The following is a 13,066-nucleotide window of genomic DNA, read 5'->3' as shown; positions in this document are numbered from 1 at the left end:
CGCGTCACACGGAACCCGATTTGCCCATGAAATATTTCACACCTGCTCACCTTGCCCTGTTACTGCCAGGCCTGTGCCTGGCACCTGTCGTCTGCGCCGAAACCCTGGAGCTGGATCCCAGTGTCATCACCGGCTCGCGCAGCGCCAGCCCGAGTTTTGACCTGCCGTACTCGGTGGACAGTATCAATCAGGAGCAAATCCAGGATGGCCAACTGGGCATCAATGCATCCGAGGTGCTGTCCCGTGTACCGGGGCTGGTGGTGCAAAACCGTCAGAACTATGCCCAGGACCTGCAAATATCTTCCCGTGGCTTTGGTGCCCGCTCGGCGTTTGGGGTGCGCGGCATCAAGCTGATTGCCGACGGCATACCGGCCAGCACCCCCGACGGCCAGGGCCAGGCTGCAACCTTCAACCTCGATACCGCCGAGCGCATTGAAGTGCTGCGCGGCCCGGCGGCAACCCTGTATGGCAGTAACGCCGGTGGCGTGATTCAAATGTTCTCCCGCGACGGCGAGGGCCCGCCGCGCATTGGCGCCGAGACTCTGGTCGGCAGCGACGGCATGAGCAAGAACCACCTGACCGCCGAGGGCGCCACCGACGACGTCGGCTTTGTGCTTGATGCCTCACGCATGGACACCGACGGCTACCGCGACCACAGCGCCGCACGCCGGGACCAGACCTTCGCCAAGCTCAACCTCAAGCCCGACGAAGACAGCAAGCTGGCGCTGATCTACAGCAGCCTTGAGCAAAACGGCACACAGGATCCGCTGGGCCAAAGCTGGGAAGCCTACAAGGCCGACCCGCGCTCGGTAACGCCCAATGCCATTACCTACAACACCCGTAAGAGCATCGACCATCAGCAACTGGGCCTGAACTACGAGCGCTATATCGGTGACGCTACCCTGCAGGTCAATGCCTATACCGGTACGCGCAGCGTTATTCAGTATTTGGCGATTCCGCCCACAGCAGCCAGCAATAAACAGGGCGGCGGTGTCGTGCAATTCGATCGCAAGTTTTACGGCGGCAGCCTGCGCTGGATGCAACCGGTCTACGGTGTACCGGGCGATCTGACCCTGATTGGCGGCCTGGACTTCGATCAGAGCCAGGACAGCCGCCACGGTTATCAAAACTTTATCGGCAGTGAGCTGGGGGTCAAAGGCGCACTGGTGCGTGATGAAGTAGATACCGCCCGCAGTCTCGACCCGTATGTACAGGCCAACTGGGCGTTGGACAACTGGACGGTACAGGCCGGCTTGCGCTACAGCACCATGGAGATGGACGTCGATGATCAATTTTTGAGCAACGGCGACGCCAGTGGCACCAAGCGTTACGAAAAGGCCACGCCATCCGTCAGCGTGATGTATGCCTTTACCCCCGAGCTGCATGGTTATATCAGTGCAGGCAAAGGCTTTGAAACGCCGACTCAGGCCGAACTGGCATACTCGCCCAACGGCCAGGGCTTCAATTTCGGCCTCAAACCTTCCGAGAGCACCCAATATGAAATGGGCCTCAAGGCTCAGCTCAACAATACGCGGATCAATGCGGCCATATTCCAGATCACCACAGAAGATGAACTGGTGGTGCTGAGTAATACCGGTGGCCGTACGACCTACCAGAACGCCGGCCGCACCTTGCGCCGGGGCTTTGAACTGGGTGTAGAGAGCCAGCTCGCAGAACACTGGACCTCAACCCTCGCTTACACTCGCCTGCAAGCCACCTACGACAGCGACTTCGCCAGCACCAGCGGTACCGTAGACAAAGGCAACTACCTGCCGGGCGTACCGCAGACCACGCTGTTTGCCGAGGTGAACTGGAAGCCGGCCGACTGGGTCAGTACGGCTATTGAAGGCATGTACCGCAGCAAGGTATATGTGGAAGACACCAACACCGCCAAGGCAGCACCTGCTTATACCGTATTCAACTGGCGGGCGAAGTTTGAACAGAAGATCGAGCACTGGACCTTCCACCAGACCTTGCGTCTGGACAACCTGCTGGACCGTCAGTATGTGGGTTCGGTGATTGTCGGCGACTCCAACAGCCGCTACTACGAAGCTGCGCCGGGCCGCTCGTGGTATGCCGGAGCCGGGGCGCAGTACAGCTTCTAAAGCCTCAACACCATCCCTGTGGGAGCGAGCCTGCTCGCGAAGAGCATTCGCGAGCAGGCTCGCTCCCACAGAAAGTCCTGGCTAGGCTTCAGTCAGGGTTTGTCGGCAATCGCCCGTCAATCACCTGATACAACGCACTGCCCACCGGCCAGTTGCGCATAAAGCGTGCACGATCGCGGGCGTACGCTGCAGCGAAGCTGCTCGATGAGCGATGCTGGCACATCGAATCCAGATCAATCAGCGCCCAGCGCCCGTCATCCCAGAACACGTTATGGCCCTTGAGGTCGCCGTGGCTGATGCGCTCGCGGATCAAGTCGGCAAACAGCTGCTCCAGTGCCACCAGCTCGGCTTCGGGCGCATTACCGTGCTCAACATAGGGCGCAAAGCGCTCGATGATGTCCGGTCCTGGCAAGTACTCGGTCACCAGGTACGCCTTGCCCCGCAACCACAAAAACCGAGTTTCCAGCAGCGCCAATGGCTTGGGCGTGGCAATCCCCAAAAACGCCAGACGATTGCCTTCACACCATGAGTGCCAGGCCCGGCTCGGGCGCCAGAAACGTTTGAGCCAGTGGGCAAAGCCCTTGATGTTATAGCGCTTGACCACCAGCATGCGGCCCGCTACTTCAACCTTGCCGACACTCGCCGCGCCACCGGTCTTGTACAGATGCCCCTGATCAAGCAACGCATCAGCCCTGGCCAAAACGGGCAACATCGCCGGCTCTTCTTCGCGCAGGACGGCACGCAAGGCAAACGCCCCGCGGTGCACGCTGAACAACGAGCAATCACGGCCAACCTTGTTTAAAAAGTCATTCAGGCGCCAGGCACGGACTTTCTCGACCTGCTTGAGCAGCGCTTCAAGCGGCAAGGCATGCTCGCCGTTGCTCAGCAGGTAGTGCACGAGTAACTCTTCGATAAACGGCTCAAGGCTTTTGGGCAACTGGGCAAAAAACACGCCGAGGTTTTCCAGCACTTTTTGCCGCGACAGCGGTTTGCCTGCCTCTTCGACACAGATGCCTGCACCATCGATCAAATACAGCTTGCCGTCCTGACGCAACAGGTTGTCCAGGTGCAGGTCTTCCTGCCACAGACCCTTGCGGTGCATCTGCCCGATGGCAGTCAAAGCCTCGGCAAGTACGGCCACTTGTTCATCAGCCAGCACCGGCAACGACGCGACTGCATCCCAGGCATCGCCCAAGCTCTGAGCGCCCTCCAGGTACTCGAACAGCAACCAGCCCCCCTCACCTTCCTGCAAGCCATCAGCCAGCAGTTGCGGCGTGGTCAAGCTTTGTTCAGCCAGCAGACGCACCCCGGTCAGCTCGCGCTGAAAGTTGCGCGCAGCCTTGTTGCCGACCATCATCTTGGCCAGCACGGTACGCCCGCGCCACACCCCGGCACCGACATAACGCTGGCCCGGCAATACCCGCAGCAAGGTCAGCAGTTGCAATTGCGCAGGCCCTGCTGCGTCGGCCAGTTCGATACTCAGCGGCAAGCCTGGCGCACGGCCAGCCTTCAGCAGTTCGGACAAACGCATCAGCGCCCCCCTTTTTGATTGCGCCGCACATACAGTCGCGTCAGCCAGGCATCGACCAAGGAACTGTCGACGGGCTGTTCCAGATAAGCAGCGAGCAAGGCGCGCACCTCTGCTTCGCTCCAGACATCGGCCCGACGCAACAACGGCTCAATGTCCTTGACCCTGTCCCGCTGGCCCAGCAACAAGGGCCGGGTTTTTTCCAGATCGATCAATTGAGCGCGATACCCCCCCGCGCCATCGGCCTGCAGGAAGATATGCTTGGGGTAAAAACAACCATGCACCTGCCGCGCAGCGTGAAGCCGACGAGCCAATTGGCCGCATTCGCGCAAAATCGCCTGCTGCTGCTCTGTGGTCAGTTGCGGCCATTGCTCGAGCAGCGAGTCGAGGTCATTCCAACCGTCCAGCGCACGGGTCATCAGCACTGCACGACGCTCGCCCGGCACTTTTCGCTCACCAAAAAACACCGCTTCCAGCGCAGGAATACCTATGTGCTTATAGCGCTGAATATTACGGAATTCGCGGGCAAAACTCGGCTCGCCCAGCGGACTGTGCAGCGTGCGGGTAAGGTAATTGCTCTGACGCTTGAGGTAATAGCCCTGACCTTCAAGATCCATGCGAAACACGCTACTCCAGCCGCCACCACTGGTATTGGGCTCGTCCACCGCTTCCAGCTGCACGGCCCACAGGGCATCAAAGTCAGCCAGGCCATTGCGCTCAAGCAATGCCCGGTCGGCGTCTGCCATAAAGTCTGTCATTCCCGGCCCTCGAAAAAACGCACGATATGACGGACACGTTCCTTGTCCGCCGCATTGAGCGTCGTGCGCCCGGTGTATTGAAAATAGAAACGCAAACGCTGGGTGTAGGACAAATGGTACTTGGCCACTTTATCGAGGCACGCCAGGTCTTTGGTGATGCGGTATTTGAGCCAGAAGCCGCGCCAGAAATCGCCGTTGGGGCAATCGATCAAAAACAGCTTGGGCTGCTCATCGATCAGCAAATTGCGCCATTTCAGGTCGTTATGGGTAAAGCGATGGTCATGCATGGTCTTGGTATAACGCGCCAACTGACGGCTGACACAATCTACCCAGGCACGATCCTTGAGCAGCGGATCATGGTTGTCCGCCAACTCTGACAAATCCCGGGTATTGGGCAGTTCGCGGGTGATCATGGCGCCACGGGAGTAGGCGAACCCACTGCGTTCAAGGCCCCAGGCCACCACCTCGGCCGTGGGGATACCCCACTTGGCGAAGCGCTTGAGGTTCTGCCATTCGGACTTGACCCGCGGGCGGCCCAGATAACGGCGCAGGCCCTTGCCGGCCCCGGTGTAGCGCTTGACGTAATAATTCACGCCATCGCGCTGCACACGGATGACTTCCGACAGCGGATCGCGCGTCAGATGCTCCCCCTGCAAGGCAAATACTGCCTCCAGACTGCCAAAATCAGACGCCAACGCACTGTAAGCAGGTTCCAGATTCCAACCCGCCATTACAGTGCATCTCCATAACGCTGTTTGCGTTCGTAGAGTTTGTTCGCCTTGCCTTCGAGCCACGCCAGCAGGCGGGCTTCTTCGCGCAGGATCTGGCGCAGGGGCATCTGGAAGTAACCGCGCAGGAAGCGCAGTTTGTCCCGCTGGGTCAGGCCGATATCCAGGGCCGAGAAATACAGTGCCGCCAGATCCTTGTTGCGCCAGCGCTTACTGATCACGGCGCGAGTCTGGGCGCGGTGCAGATCGATCACCGACAGGCGGAAGTTGTCTGCGGTCACCGGTTTGTCGGTGTGCAGCAAGAAATGGCAGATATAGCAGTCACGGTGGTTGACCCCGGCACGGTGCATCATGCCGGTCATGCGTGCCACTTCAGCGATCAGCGCATGCTTGAGCCTGGGCTGCGGTGGCTGCTTGACCCAGTTGAGGCTGAAGTCTTCGAGGCTGACCGTCGGCGCCAGTTCTTCGGTGATGATGAAGGAATGCTGGGCTGCCGGGTTGTTGCCCTTTTCGCCGTAAGCCACGGCCGTCATGGTCGGCACACCCACTTCGTGCAGGCGCTTGATCGCCCGCCACTCCTGGCCGGCGCCAAGAACTGGCAGCTTGGCCGTCAGCAGGTTCTTGAACACTTCACCCCAGCCAATGCCACGGTGGATTTTCACAAAGAAACCGCGCCCGTCGACTTCGGTACGCAAGGTACGCCGGCCTTCCAGTTCGCGGTAAACCTCGCCTTCCAGACGCTCGACTTCGGTGAACGCATCGCGCCCTGCCCACAAGCTCTTGAACGGTTCGGCAAGAATCAGTTTCATCAGTGTTGCTCCGCCAGAATCACATCCGCAGCGTGCTGCGGCATGCTGTAGAGGTCGGCCGTCTGCGCGTAGGCCAGGCCGTTTCGGCTCCAGGCCGCGCGCGCAGTGTCGTCGGACAACATGTGTGTCAGGTATTCATTGAGTTGCGCCTGCTCGAACGGCTCGTCCAGGACCCGACCGCAATCGGCGTCGCTGATGTAATGGGCGTAGCCGCAAACAGCGCTGACCAGCACCGGCAAACCCGCTACCAGTGCCTCAAGCAATACAGTGCCGGTGTTTTCGTTATAGGCCGGATGAATCAGCAAATCGGCGCCCAGCAGGAAGCGCGGGATATCACTGCGCCCCTTGAGGAACTGCACATGATCGCCCAAACCCAAAGTGGCACTCTGCAATTGAAAGACTTTGGGGTCGTCCTGGCCGATTACAAACAATTTCGTACGTTTTTTGAGCTCACCCGGCAAGGCCGCCAGCGCTTTGAGGCTGCGATCCACACCCTTGGTCTTGAAGCCCGAGCCAATCTGCACCAGCAGCAAGTCGTCGTCTGCCAGATTGAATTCACGTCGGAACTCGGCGCGAATTTCGGCGGCATTGTCCGGCGCGCGGCGATCCAGGGCGATACCCGGTGGCAGCAGGTGGAAACGCTCCAGCGGGGTGTCGTAGTGTTTGATGAACAGCGGCTGCTGGACTTCGGAAATCATCAGGATTTCAGTCTTGGCGTCCTTGGCGAACACCGCGCGTTCGTACTCGGCAAAGTGCTTGTAGCGTTTGAAGAAGCGATAAAACGAATGACGCAGGTTTTGCGCCTTGTCTTCAAAGCAGCCGTCCGCCGCGTAGTACACGTCCAGCCCCGGCATCTTGTTGAAGCCGATGAGCCGGTCTACCGGGCGCTTGGCCAGATCGGCCTGCATCCAGGCGAGCATTTTTTCATTGCGGGTATGGTTGTGGAACGCCTTGATCGGCGCCACCAGCACTTCGAATCCGGGCGGAATATCGCCTTCCCAGATCATGGTGTAGACGCGGATTTGATGGCCGCGCTTCTGGCATTCCAGCGCAATGCGCATGAAATCCCGTTGCAGCCCACCAAACGGAAAGTATTTGTACAGCACAAAAGCCAGTTGCATCAGCGCAGTTCCTCAGCCAGTAACAACGTGCTTAATCGACTCGCGACACGCTCAGGGTTCAAACGGGTGAAGCACAGTGGCCACTCGTTTTTCAGATCAAACCGCTGCTGATCCTGTGCAGTCGGAGTGTAGGTGCATTTTTTCTGCAGGCATGGCGCACACGGAAAATCGCTGGCCAGGTGAATTTGCACCTTGCCATAGGCCCCGGTCAGGCCCGGATTGGTAGGCCCGAACAGGGAAATGGTCGGCACATCCAGTGCAGCGGCCAAATGCCCCAGCCCGGTATCGACCGCCACACAGGCACTGGCGCTGGCCAGTACCTTGGCGACACCGGCCAGATTCAATTTGGGCAGTACCACGGCATTACTCAAGCCCGTGGCAATACGTTCGGCCCGGGCTTTTTCAGCCGGATTGCCCCACGGCAGGCGCACTTCGACGCCCAGATGGCCCATGCGCTGGGCCAGATCGCGCCAATAGACTTCGGGCCAGTGCTTGGTGTCCCAGGTGGTGCCATGCAAAAACAGCACGAAGGGCTTTTTGCGCGGCAGCTCGACCAGTTTTTCGACATCCAGGCCGTAATCGCCCAGCCCTTTGGGCAGGTCGTAGCCCAGCGCGACCGCGAACAACTGACGCAGACGCTCAACCGCGTGCTGCCCGCGGGCTACCGCCAGGCGGCGCTGGTAAAAGCGGCTGGCCAGCGGCTCACGGGCAGAGTCTTTATCCAGCCCGGCAACCGGAGCTTTTACATAACGGGTCAGCCAGGCACTCTTGACCAGGCCCTGTGCGTCGATCACCAGATCGTATTTTTCGGCGCGCAGGCGTTGCTTGAAGCGACTCCACTCGCCGCTTTTGAGGGTCTGCCAGATATTTTTGCGCCAGCGGCGGATCGCCACCGGAATCACCTTGCCCACCGCCGGGTGCCAGGTCGGGATTTCGGCAAAGCCTTCTTCCACTACCCAGTCAAAGGTGATGCCCGGAATCGCCCGCGCCGCATCGGTCAGCGCCGGCAAGGCATGGATCACATCCCCGAGGGATGAAGTTTTGACCAATAGAACGCGCACCTAGTTAACCTCGACCGGTGAACCCTGCAGGCGCTGCAAGGCTTCAATCACCGGCTGCGGCATCAGTTCGCGCAGGCAGTTGTAGTGGCCAAAACGGCAGGTACGGTCAAAACAGGGGCTGCAATCGAGGCCTAGCCGCACAATTTCGACCTTGTCCGCCAAGGGCGGGGTAAAACCTGGCGAAGTGGAGCCGTAGACCGCCACCAGCGGGCGGTTCAGCGCAGCGGCCACATGCATCAGCCCGGAATCGTTGGACACCACGGCATCTGCACAGGACAACAGGTCGATGGCTTCGGCCAGTGAGGTCTCGCCGCTGAGGTTGACCGACTCTTCGCGCAGCCCCGGGATCAGGCGCGAACGGATATCTTCGCCTACCCCGTGATCGTTTTTGGAGCCGAACAGCCACACTTGCCAACCTTCGCGGATCTTTTGTTCGGCAACTTTGGCGTAGTGCTCGGACGGCCAGCGCTTGGACTCGCCAAATTCGGCACCCGGGCACAGCGCCAGCACCGGACGATCCAGCTCCAGGCCGAACTTGGCCAGTGCGCCGGCACGGCTTTGCGGGTCAATCTGCAAATCAGGGCGCGGGTACGGCTTGGGCAGGTCGGCCCCAGGCTCATAGGCCAGGGCCATAAAGCGCTCGATCATCAGCGGGTAGCGCTCTTTGTCGAGCTTGCGCACATCGTTGAGCAGGCCGTAGCGGAACTCGCCGCGCCAGCCGGTACGTTTGGGAATACCCGCAAAAAATGGCACCAGGGCCGATTTAAGCGAGTTGGGCAACAAGATTGCCTGATCGTATTGGCCCTTGAGGGACTTGCCGATCTTGCGTCGCGTGGCCAGTTCAAGCGCGCCGTGGCCGAGCGGGAAGCTCAAGGCCTTGCGAACTTCAGGCATGCGCTCAAGGATGGGCCGGCTCCACTCGGGAGCCAGCACATCGATTTCGCACTGCGGGTGGCGCTGCTTGAGGCACTGGAACAGTGTCTGCGCCATCACCATGTCACCGACCCAGCTGGGCCCAACGATCAAAATATTCATAAGTTTCCATAAACAAGCAAGGGAGGCATTCGCCTCCCTGCTGTGATGCTATGCCGACATTACTTGACCAGTGTACGCCACTCTGGATGGTCCGTAGTCTTGCCGGTCACCAGGTCAAAGTAAGCCTTTTGCAGTTTTTCGGTGATCGGGCCACGGCGGCCGATCCCGATTTGACGCCCGTCGACTTCGCGAATCGGCGTCACTTCAGCGGCAGTGCCGGTAAAGAACGCTTCGTCGGCGATATACACCTCGTCGCGGGTGATGCGTTTTTCAACAAACTTGTACCCCAGCTCGGTGGCCAGGGTCAGGATCGTGCTGCGGGTAATGCCGTTCAGGCACGCGGTCACGTCCGGGGTGTAGATCACGCCATCCTTTACCAGGAATACGTTTTCGCCCGAGCCTTCAGCCACAAAGCCTTCCGGATCGAGCAACAGCGCTTCGTCGGCTCCACCGGAAATCGCTTCCTGCAGGGCCAGCATCGAGTTGATGTAATGGCCGTTGGCCTTGGCCCGGGTCATGGAGATGTTCACATGATGGCGGGTAAAGGAGCTGGTACGCACCTTGATTCCGACTTCCAGCGCTTCGGCGCCCATGTAGGCACCCCAGCTCCAGGGGGCGATGATCACGTGCACCTTGAGGCCGGTGGCGCGCAGGCCCATGGCTTCGGAACCGTAGAACACCATCGGGCGGATATAGGCGCTGTCGAGGTTGTTTTCACGCACCGCTACGCGGGTCGCTTCGTTGATTTCGTCTTTGCTGAACGGGATCTTCATGCCCATGATGTGGGCCGAATCGAACAGACGGTCAGTGTGCGCCTGCAAGCGGAAAATCGCCGCGCCCTGCGGGGTTTCGTAAGCGCGCACACCTTCAAACACGCCCATGCCGTAGTGCAATGTATGGGTCAGCACATGGGTCGTGGCATCACGCCACGGCACCAGCTTGCCGTCATACCAGATCACACCATCACGATCAGCCATCGACATCATTACGCTCCTCAAAGAATCCAGCACCCGCACCACGAGGCGGCAGGCAAATTGGACGGGCCTTATGGACCCGCCGGATACGTTCTTACAGCTTTAACTCTGTGTGTGAGCCAGCAAATCAGCTCAATCCTAGCTCGGACCAGATGCGCCGTACGTGTTGGCGTTCGACCACAAATTGATCCCCCGTGACCACCCCGGCTTCCTTCTGCAAGGCTTGCCGGTGGGCGACGGCGCGAAAGGCCTTGTAAGCCTCGCGCAACAGGCTGGCATCGGTGGCGGGCATCAGCCCGACCTGCTCCAGCCCTTCCAGAATGCGGATATTGTCGGTGTAGCGCAGTAACGCCGGGTGTTCCCTGGACCACGCCAGGGCCGCGTATTGCACCATAAATTCAATATCGACGATACCTCCGGCGTCCTGCTTGAGGTCGAACGGCACCGTTGCCTCGAAGGCGTTTTCTGCGGTTCCGGCAGCGGTAATCCGGGTGCCCAGGTTGTCGCGCATCTTGGCCCGCATCTCGCTGACCTCCTGACGCAAGGTCGGCAAATCCCGCTCGCGGCCCAATACGCTCGCGCGCACCTGTTCAAAGGCCGCGCCCACCTGCTTGCAGCCCACCAGCACGCGGGCGCGCACCAGTGCCTGATGCTCCCAGGTCCAGGCTTCGTTTTCCTGATAGCGCTCAAAAGCACCTAGCGAGCTGACCAGCAACCCCGAAGCGCCTGACGGGCGCAGGCGCATGTCGACCTCATACAACTGCCCGGAGTTGGTCTGCGCCGTGAGCAAATGGATGATCCGCTGGCCCAGACGGGTGAAAAACTGCGCACCGTCGATGGGCTTGGCGCCATCGGTTTCAGCATTCGGGTCGCCATCGTGGATAAATACCAGGTCCAGATCCGAGCCATGCCCCAGCTCGATGCCACCGACCTTGCCGTAGCCGACAATAATAAAGCCGGGATCGCACAGGCTGCCGTCGGTGCGCTGTGGCGTGCCGTACTTGGCCACTGTCTGGCGCCAGGCCAGGGCCAGCACCTGCTCCAGAATGGCCTCGGCCAGCCAGGTCAGGTAATCGCTGACCTTCATTAAAGGCAGGCTGCCGGAGATTTCCGATGCCGCGACCCGCAAACGGTGGGCCAGCTTGAAGTTGCGCAAGGCTTCCATCTGCTGCTCAAGGTCGTCTTCGGGGATACGCGTCAGGCGTTCACGCAACTCGGCGGCCAGCTCAGGGGCCAGCGGCGGCTTGAACAAACGGCGCTCGTTGAGCAACTCGTCGAGCAGCAACGGGAAGCGGGTGATCTGCTCGGCGATCCACGGGCTGGCCGCGCACAGCGTCAGCAAACGGCGCAAAGCATCAGGGTTTTCGGTGAGCAACACTAAATAAGCAGAACGCCGGGCCACCGCCTCGACCAGCGGCAGTACCCGCTCCAGCACCAGATCAGGGTTGGCGTGCTCAACGGCTTGCGCCAGCAAGCGCGGGATAAAAGCATCCAGACGCTCGCGCCCCAAGCGCTGCATAGACCGCAGTTGCGGACTGGAACGCAGGGCCGCCAGTTGTTTCAGGGCTTTGGGCGCATCGACAAACCCGGCCTCTTCCAGCTGCGCGCAGGCTGCGGCATCGTCCTGGACCTCTTCCCACAGCGGCAACCACTCACCACCGACAATCAGCTCGCCTTCGTCGATGACCTCTTCTTCATCAGGGTCAGCAATAACCTGACGGAAGTGCCAGTCAATACGACCACGCCACGCCATCAGCTGTTCATGGAATGCGGTCCAGCTGTCAAAACCCATCATAAAGGCAATGCGGGCCTGATCCTGCTGATTGTCGGGCAGCATTTGAGTCTGGCGGTCGGCAATGGCCTGGATTGCATGCTCGGTGTAACGCAGGAACTCATAACCTTCGCGCAGTTCGCCGACCACCTCAGCAGGCAGGTAGCCCTGGCCTTCCAGGATGGTCAGGACTTTGAGCAGCGGCCGTTGTTGCAGGCTCAGATCGCGGCCGCCGTGAATCAGCTGGAATGCCTGGGCGATAAATTCGACCTCGCGGATACCGCCCGCCCCCAGCTTGATATTGTCAGCCATGCCTTTGCGCCGCACTTCCTGCTGGATCAACTGCTTCATGGTGCGCAGCGCTTCAATCGCGGAAAAATCGAGGTAGCGACGATACACAAACGGGCGTAACAGACTGAGCAACTGCGCGCCCATCACCTGATCACCGGCCACGACCCGGGCCTTGATCATTGCATAACGCTCCCAGTCACGGCCCTGATCCTGGTAGTACTGCTCCAGCGCGTTGAAGCTCAACACCAGCGCACCGGATGAGCCATAAGGACGCAGGCGCATGTCGACGCGAAACACAAAGCCGTCGACCGTCATCGGATCCAGCGCCTTGATCAGGCGCTGGCCCAAGCGGATAAAGAACTCCTGATTGTCCAGCGCCCGCTTGGCCCCCACGGTTTCGCCGCCTTCAGGGTAGGCAAAGATCAGGTCGATGTCTGAAGACAGGTTCAGCTCCACGGCGCCGAGCTTGCCCATGCCCAGGATCACCATCGCCTGCGGCTCGCCACTGCGATTGCCAATGGGTGTGCCGAACTGCTGGCAATGACGTTGATACAGCCAGCGATAGGCCTGATCGATGCTGGCATCGGCCATGTCCGACAGATCGCGACAGGTTTCGATCAGGTCGGCCTGACGATTGATATCGCGCCAGATAATCCGCACTTGCTGGCGGGTGCGCTGACGACGCAGTGCGCGGCCCAGTTCGTCATCGCTGGTTGCGGCCTGCGCGGCAGCAGCAATCTGCCCGCACAACTCGCCGGGGGCGAAGGTGCGGTCCAGCTCACCCGAGCGCGCCAGTTCGAGCAACATCAAAGGGTCACGCAAAGACTGTTCTATAAAGAAGTCGCTGGCTGCACTGACCCGGCTGAACGCCGACCAGCGCTCGGG

The 13,066-nt window shown here is 60.2% G+C and carries 10 protein-coding genes; 1 reads left to right on the top strand and 9 read right to left on the bottom strand.

Annotation, left to right across the window (positions count from 1 at the left end):
• Positions 1 to 26: 26 nt before the first annotated feature.
• Positions 27 to 2,105: a TonB-dependent receptor gene (locus tag GHO03_RS04530; RefSeq protein ID WP_095000913.1), complete on the top strand. Its 2,079-nt coding sequence runs from the start codon at positions 27 to 29 to the stop codon at positions 2,103 to 2,105.
• 88 nt (positions 2,106 to 2,193) lie between these two features.
• Here GHO03_RS04530 and GHO03_RS04525 read toward each other — a convergent pair whose 3' ends face one another.
• The 9 genes from GHO03_RS04525 to glnE form a co-directional block, all read right to left on the bottom strand.
• Positions 2,194 to 3,636, bottom strand: coding sequence for a lipopolysaccharide kinase InaA family protein (locus tag GHO03_RS04525; RefSeq protein ID WP_133144749.1), 1,443 nt, complete (start codon positions 3,634 to 3,636; stop codon positions 2,194 to 2,196).
• Positions 3,636 to 4,391 (bottom strand): lipopolysaccharide kinase InaA family protein, encoded by a 756-nt coding sequence (locus GHO03_RS04520; protein WP_095000911.1) that lies wholly within the window; start codon positions 4,389 to 4,391, stop codon positions 3,636 to 3,638. Before GHO03_RS04520 ends, GHO03_RS04525 begins: the two co-directional genes overlap by 1 nt.
• A complete protein-coding gene (locus tag GHO03_RS04515; RefSeq protein ID WP_095000910.1) occupies positions 4,388 to 5,122 on the bottom strand; it encodes a lipopolysaccharide kinase InaA family protein in 735 nt (244 codons plus the stop codon). Before GHO03_RS04515 ends, GHO03_RS04520 begins: the two co-directional genes overlap by 4 nt.
• Positions 5,122 to 5,928 carry a lipopolysaccharide core heptose(I) kinase RfaP gene (gene rfaP, locus GHO03_RS04510; RefSeq protein WP_095000909.1) on the bottom strand — a complete coding sequence of 269 codons (807 nt, stop codon included), beginning with the start codon at positions 5,926 to 5,928 and terminating at the stop codon, positions 5,122 to 5,124. Before rfaP ends, GHO03_RS04515 begins: the two co-directional genes overlap by 1 nt.
• Positions 5,928 to 7,049 (bottom strand): glycosyltransferase family 4 protein, encoded by a 1,122-nt coding sequence (locus GHO03_RS04505; RefSeq protein ID WP_133144750.1) that lies wholly within the window; start codon positions 7,047 to 7,049, stop codon positions 5,928 to 5,930. The genes rfaP and GHO03_RS04505 overlap by 1 nt, the downstream gene beginning before the upstream one ends.
• Positions 7,049 to 8,110: a lipopolysaccharide heptosyltransferase I gene (gene waaC / locus GHO03_RS04500; protein WP_133144751.1), complete on the bottom strand. Its 1,062-nt coding sequence runs from the start codon at positions 8,108 to 8,110 to the stop codon at positions 7,049 to 7,051. The genes GHO03_RS04505 and waaC overlap by 1 nt, the downstream gene beginning before the upstream one ends.
• Complete coding sequence (gene waaF / locus GHO03_RS04495) at positions 8,111 to 9,145, bottom strand: lipopolysaccharide heptosyltransferase II (RefSeq protein ID WP_095000906.1); 1,035 nt, start codon at positions 9,143 to 9,145, stop codon at positions 8,111 to 8,113. It abuts the gene before it with no gap.
• Between the two features lie 59 nt (positions 9,146 to 9,204).
• Positions 9,205 to 10,128 carry a branched-chain amino acid transaminase gene (locus GHO03_RS04490; protein ID WP_095000905.1) on the bottom strand — a complete coding sequence of 308 codons (924 nt, stop codon included), beginning with the start codon at positions 10,126 to 10,128 and terminating at the stop codon, positions 9,205 to 9,207.
• 118 nt (positions 10,129 to 10,246) lie between these two features.
• Positions 10,247 to 13,066, bottom strand: a 2,820-nt coding sequence (glnE, locus tag GHO03_RS04485) for a bifunctional [glutamate--ammonia ligase]-adenylyl-L-tyrosine phosphorylase/[glutamate--ammonia-ligase] adenylyltransferase (protein ID WP_153399278.1), incomplete at its 5' end; no start/stop codon positions are given.

This window comes from Pseudomonas sp. FSL R10-1339 (genome assembly GCF_009600545.1).
Lineage (GTDB): Bacteria > Pseudomonadota > Gammaproteobacteria > Pseudomonadales > Pseudomonadaceae > Aquipseudomonas > Aquipseudomonas bubulae.
The sequence above is the reverse complement of the archived record's forward strand: the minus strand, read 5'-3'. Positions and strand labels throughout refer to the sequence as shown.

Coding starts and splice junctions, on each gene's coding strand:
- rfaP (WP_095000909.1), bottom strand. CDS start 5,928: ATGAAACTGATTCTTGCCGAACCGTTCAAGAGCTTGTGGGCAGGGCGC.
- GHO03_RS04520 (WP_095000911.1), bottom strand. CDS start 4,391: ATGACAGACTTTATGGCAGACGCCGACCGGGCATTGCTTGAGCGCAAT.
- GHO03_RS04505 (WP_133144750.1), bottom strand. CDS start 7,049: ATGCAACTGGCTTTTGTGCTGTACAAATACTTTCCGTTTGGTGGGCTG.
- GHO03_RS04515 (WP_095000910.1), bottom strand. CDS start 5,122: ATGGCGGGTTGGAATCTGGAACCTGCTTACAGTGCGTTGGCGTCTGAT.
- GHO03_RS04490 (WP_095000905.1), bottom strand. CDS start 10,128: ATGTCGATGGCTGATCGTGATGGTGTGATCTGGTATGACGGCAAGCTG.
- GHO03_RS04525 (WP_133144749.1), bottom strand. CDS start 3,636: ATGCGTTTGTCCGAACTGCTGAAGGCTGGCCGTGCGCCAGGCTTGCCG.
- waaF (WP_095000906.1), bottom strand. CDS start 9,145: ATGAATATTTTGATCGTTGGGCCCAGCTGGGTCGGTGACATGGTGATG.
- GHO03_RS04530 (WP_095000913.1), top strand. CDS start 27: ATGAAATATTTCACACCTGCTCACCTTGCCCTGTTACTGCCAGGCCTG.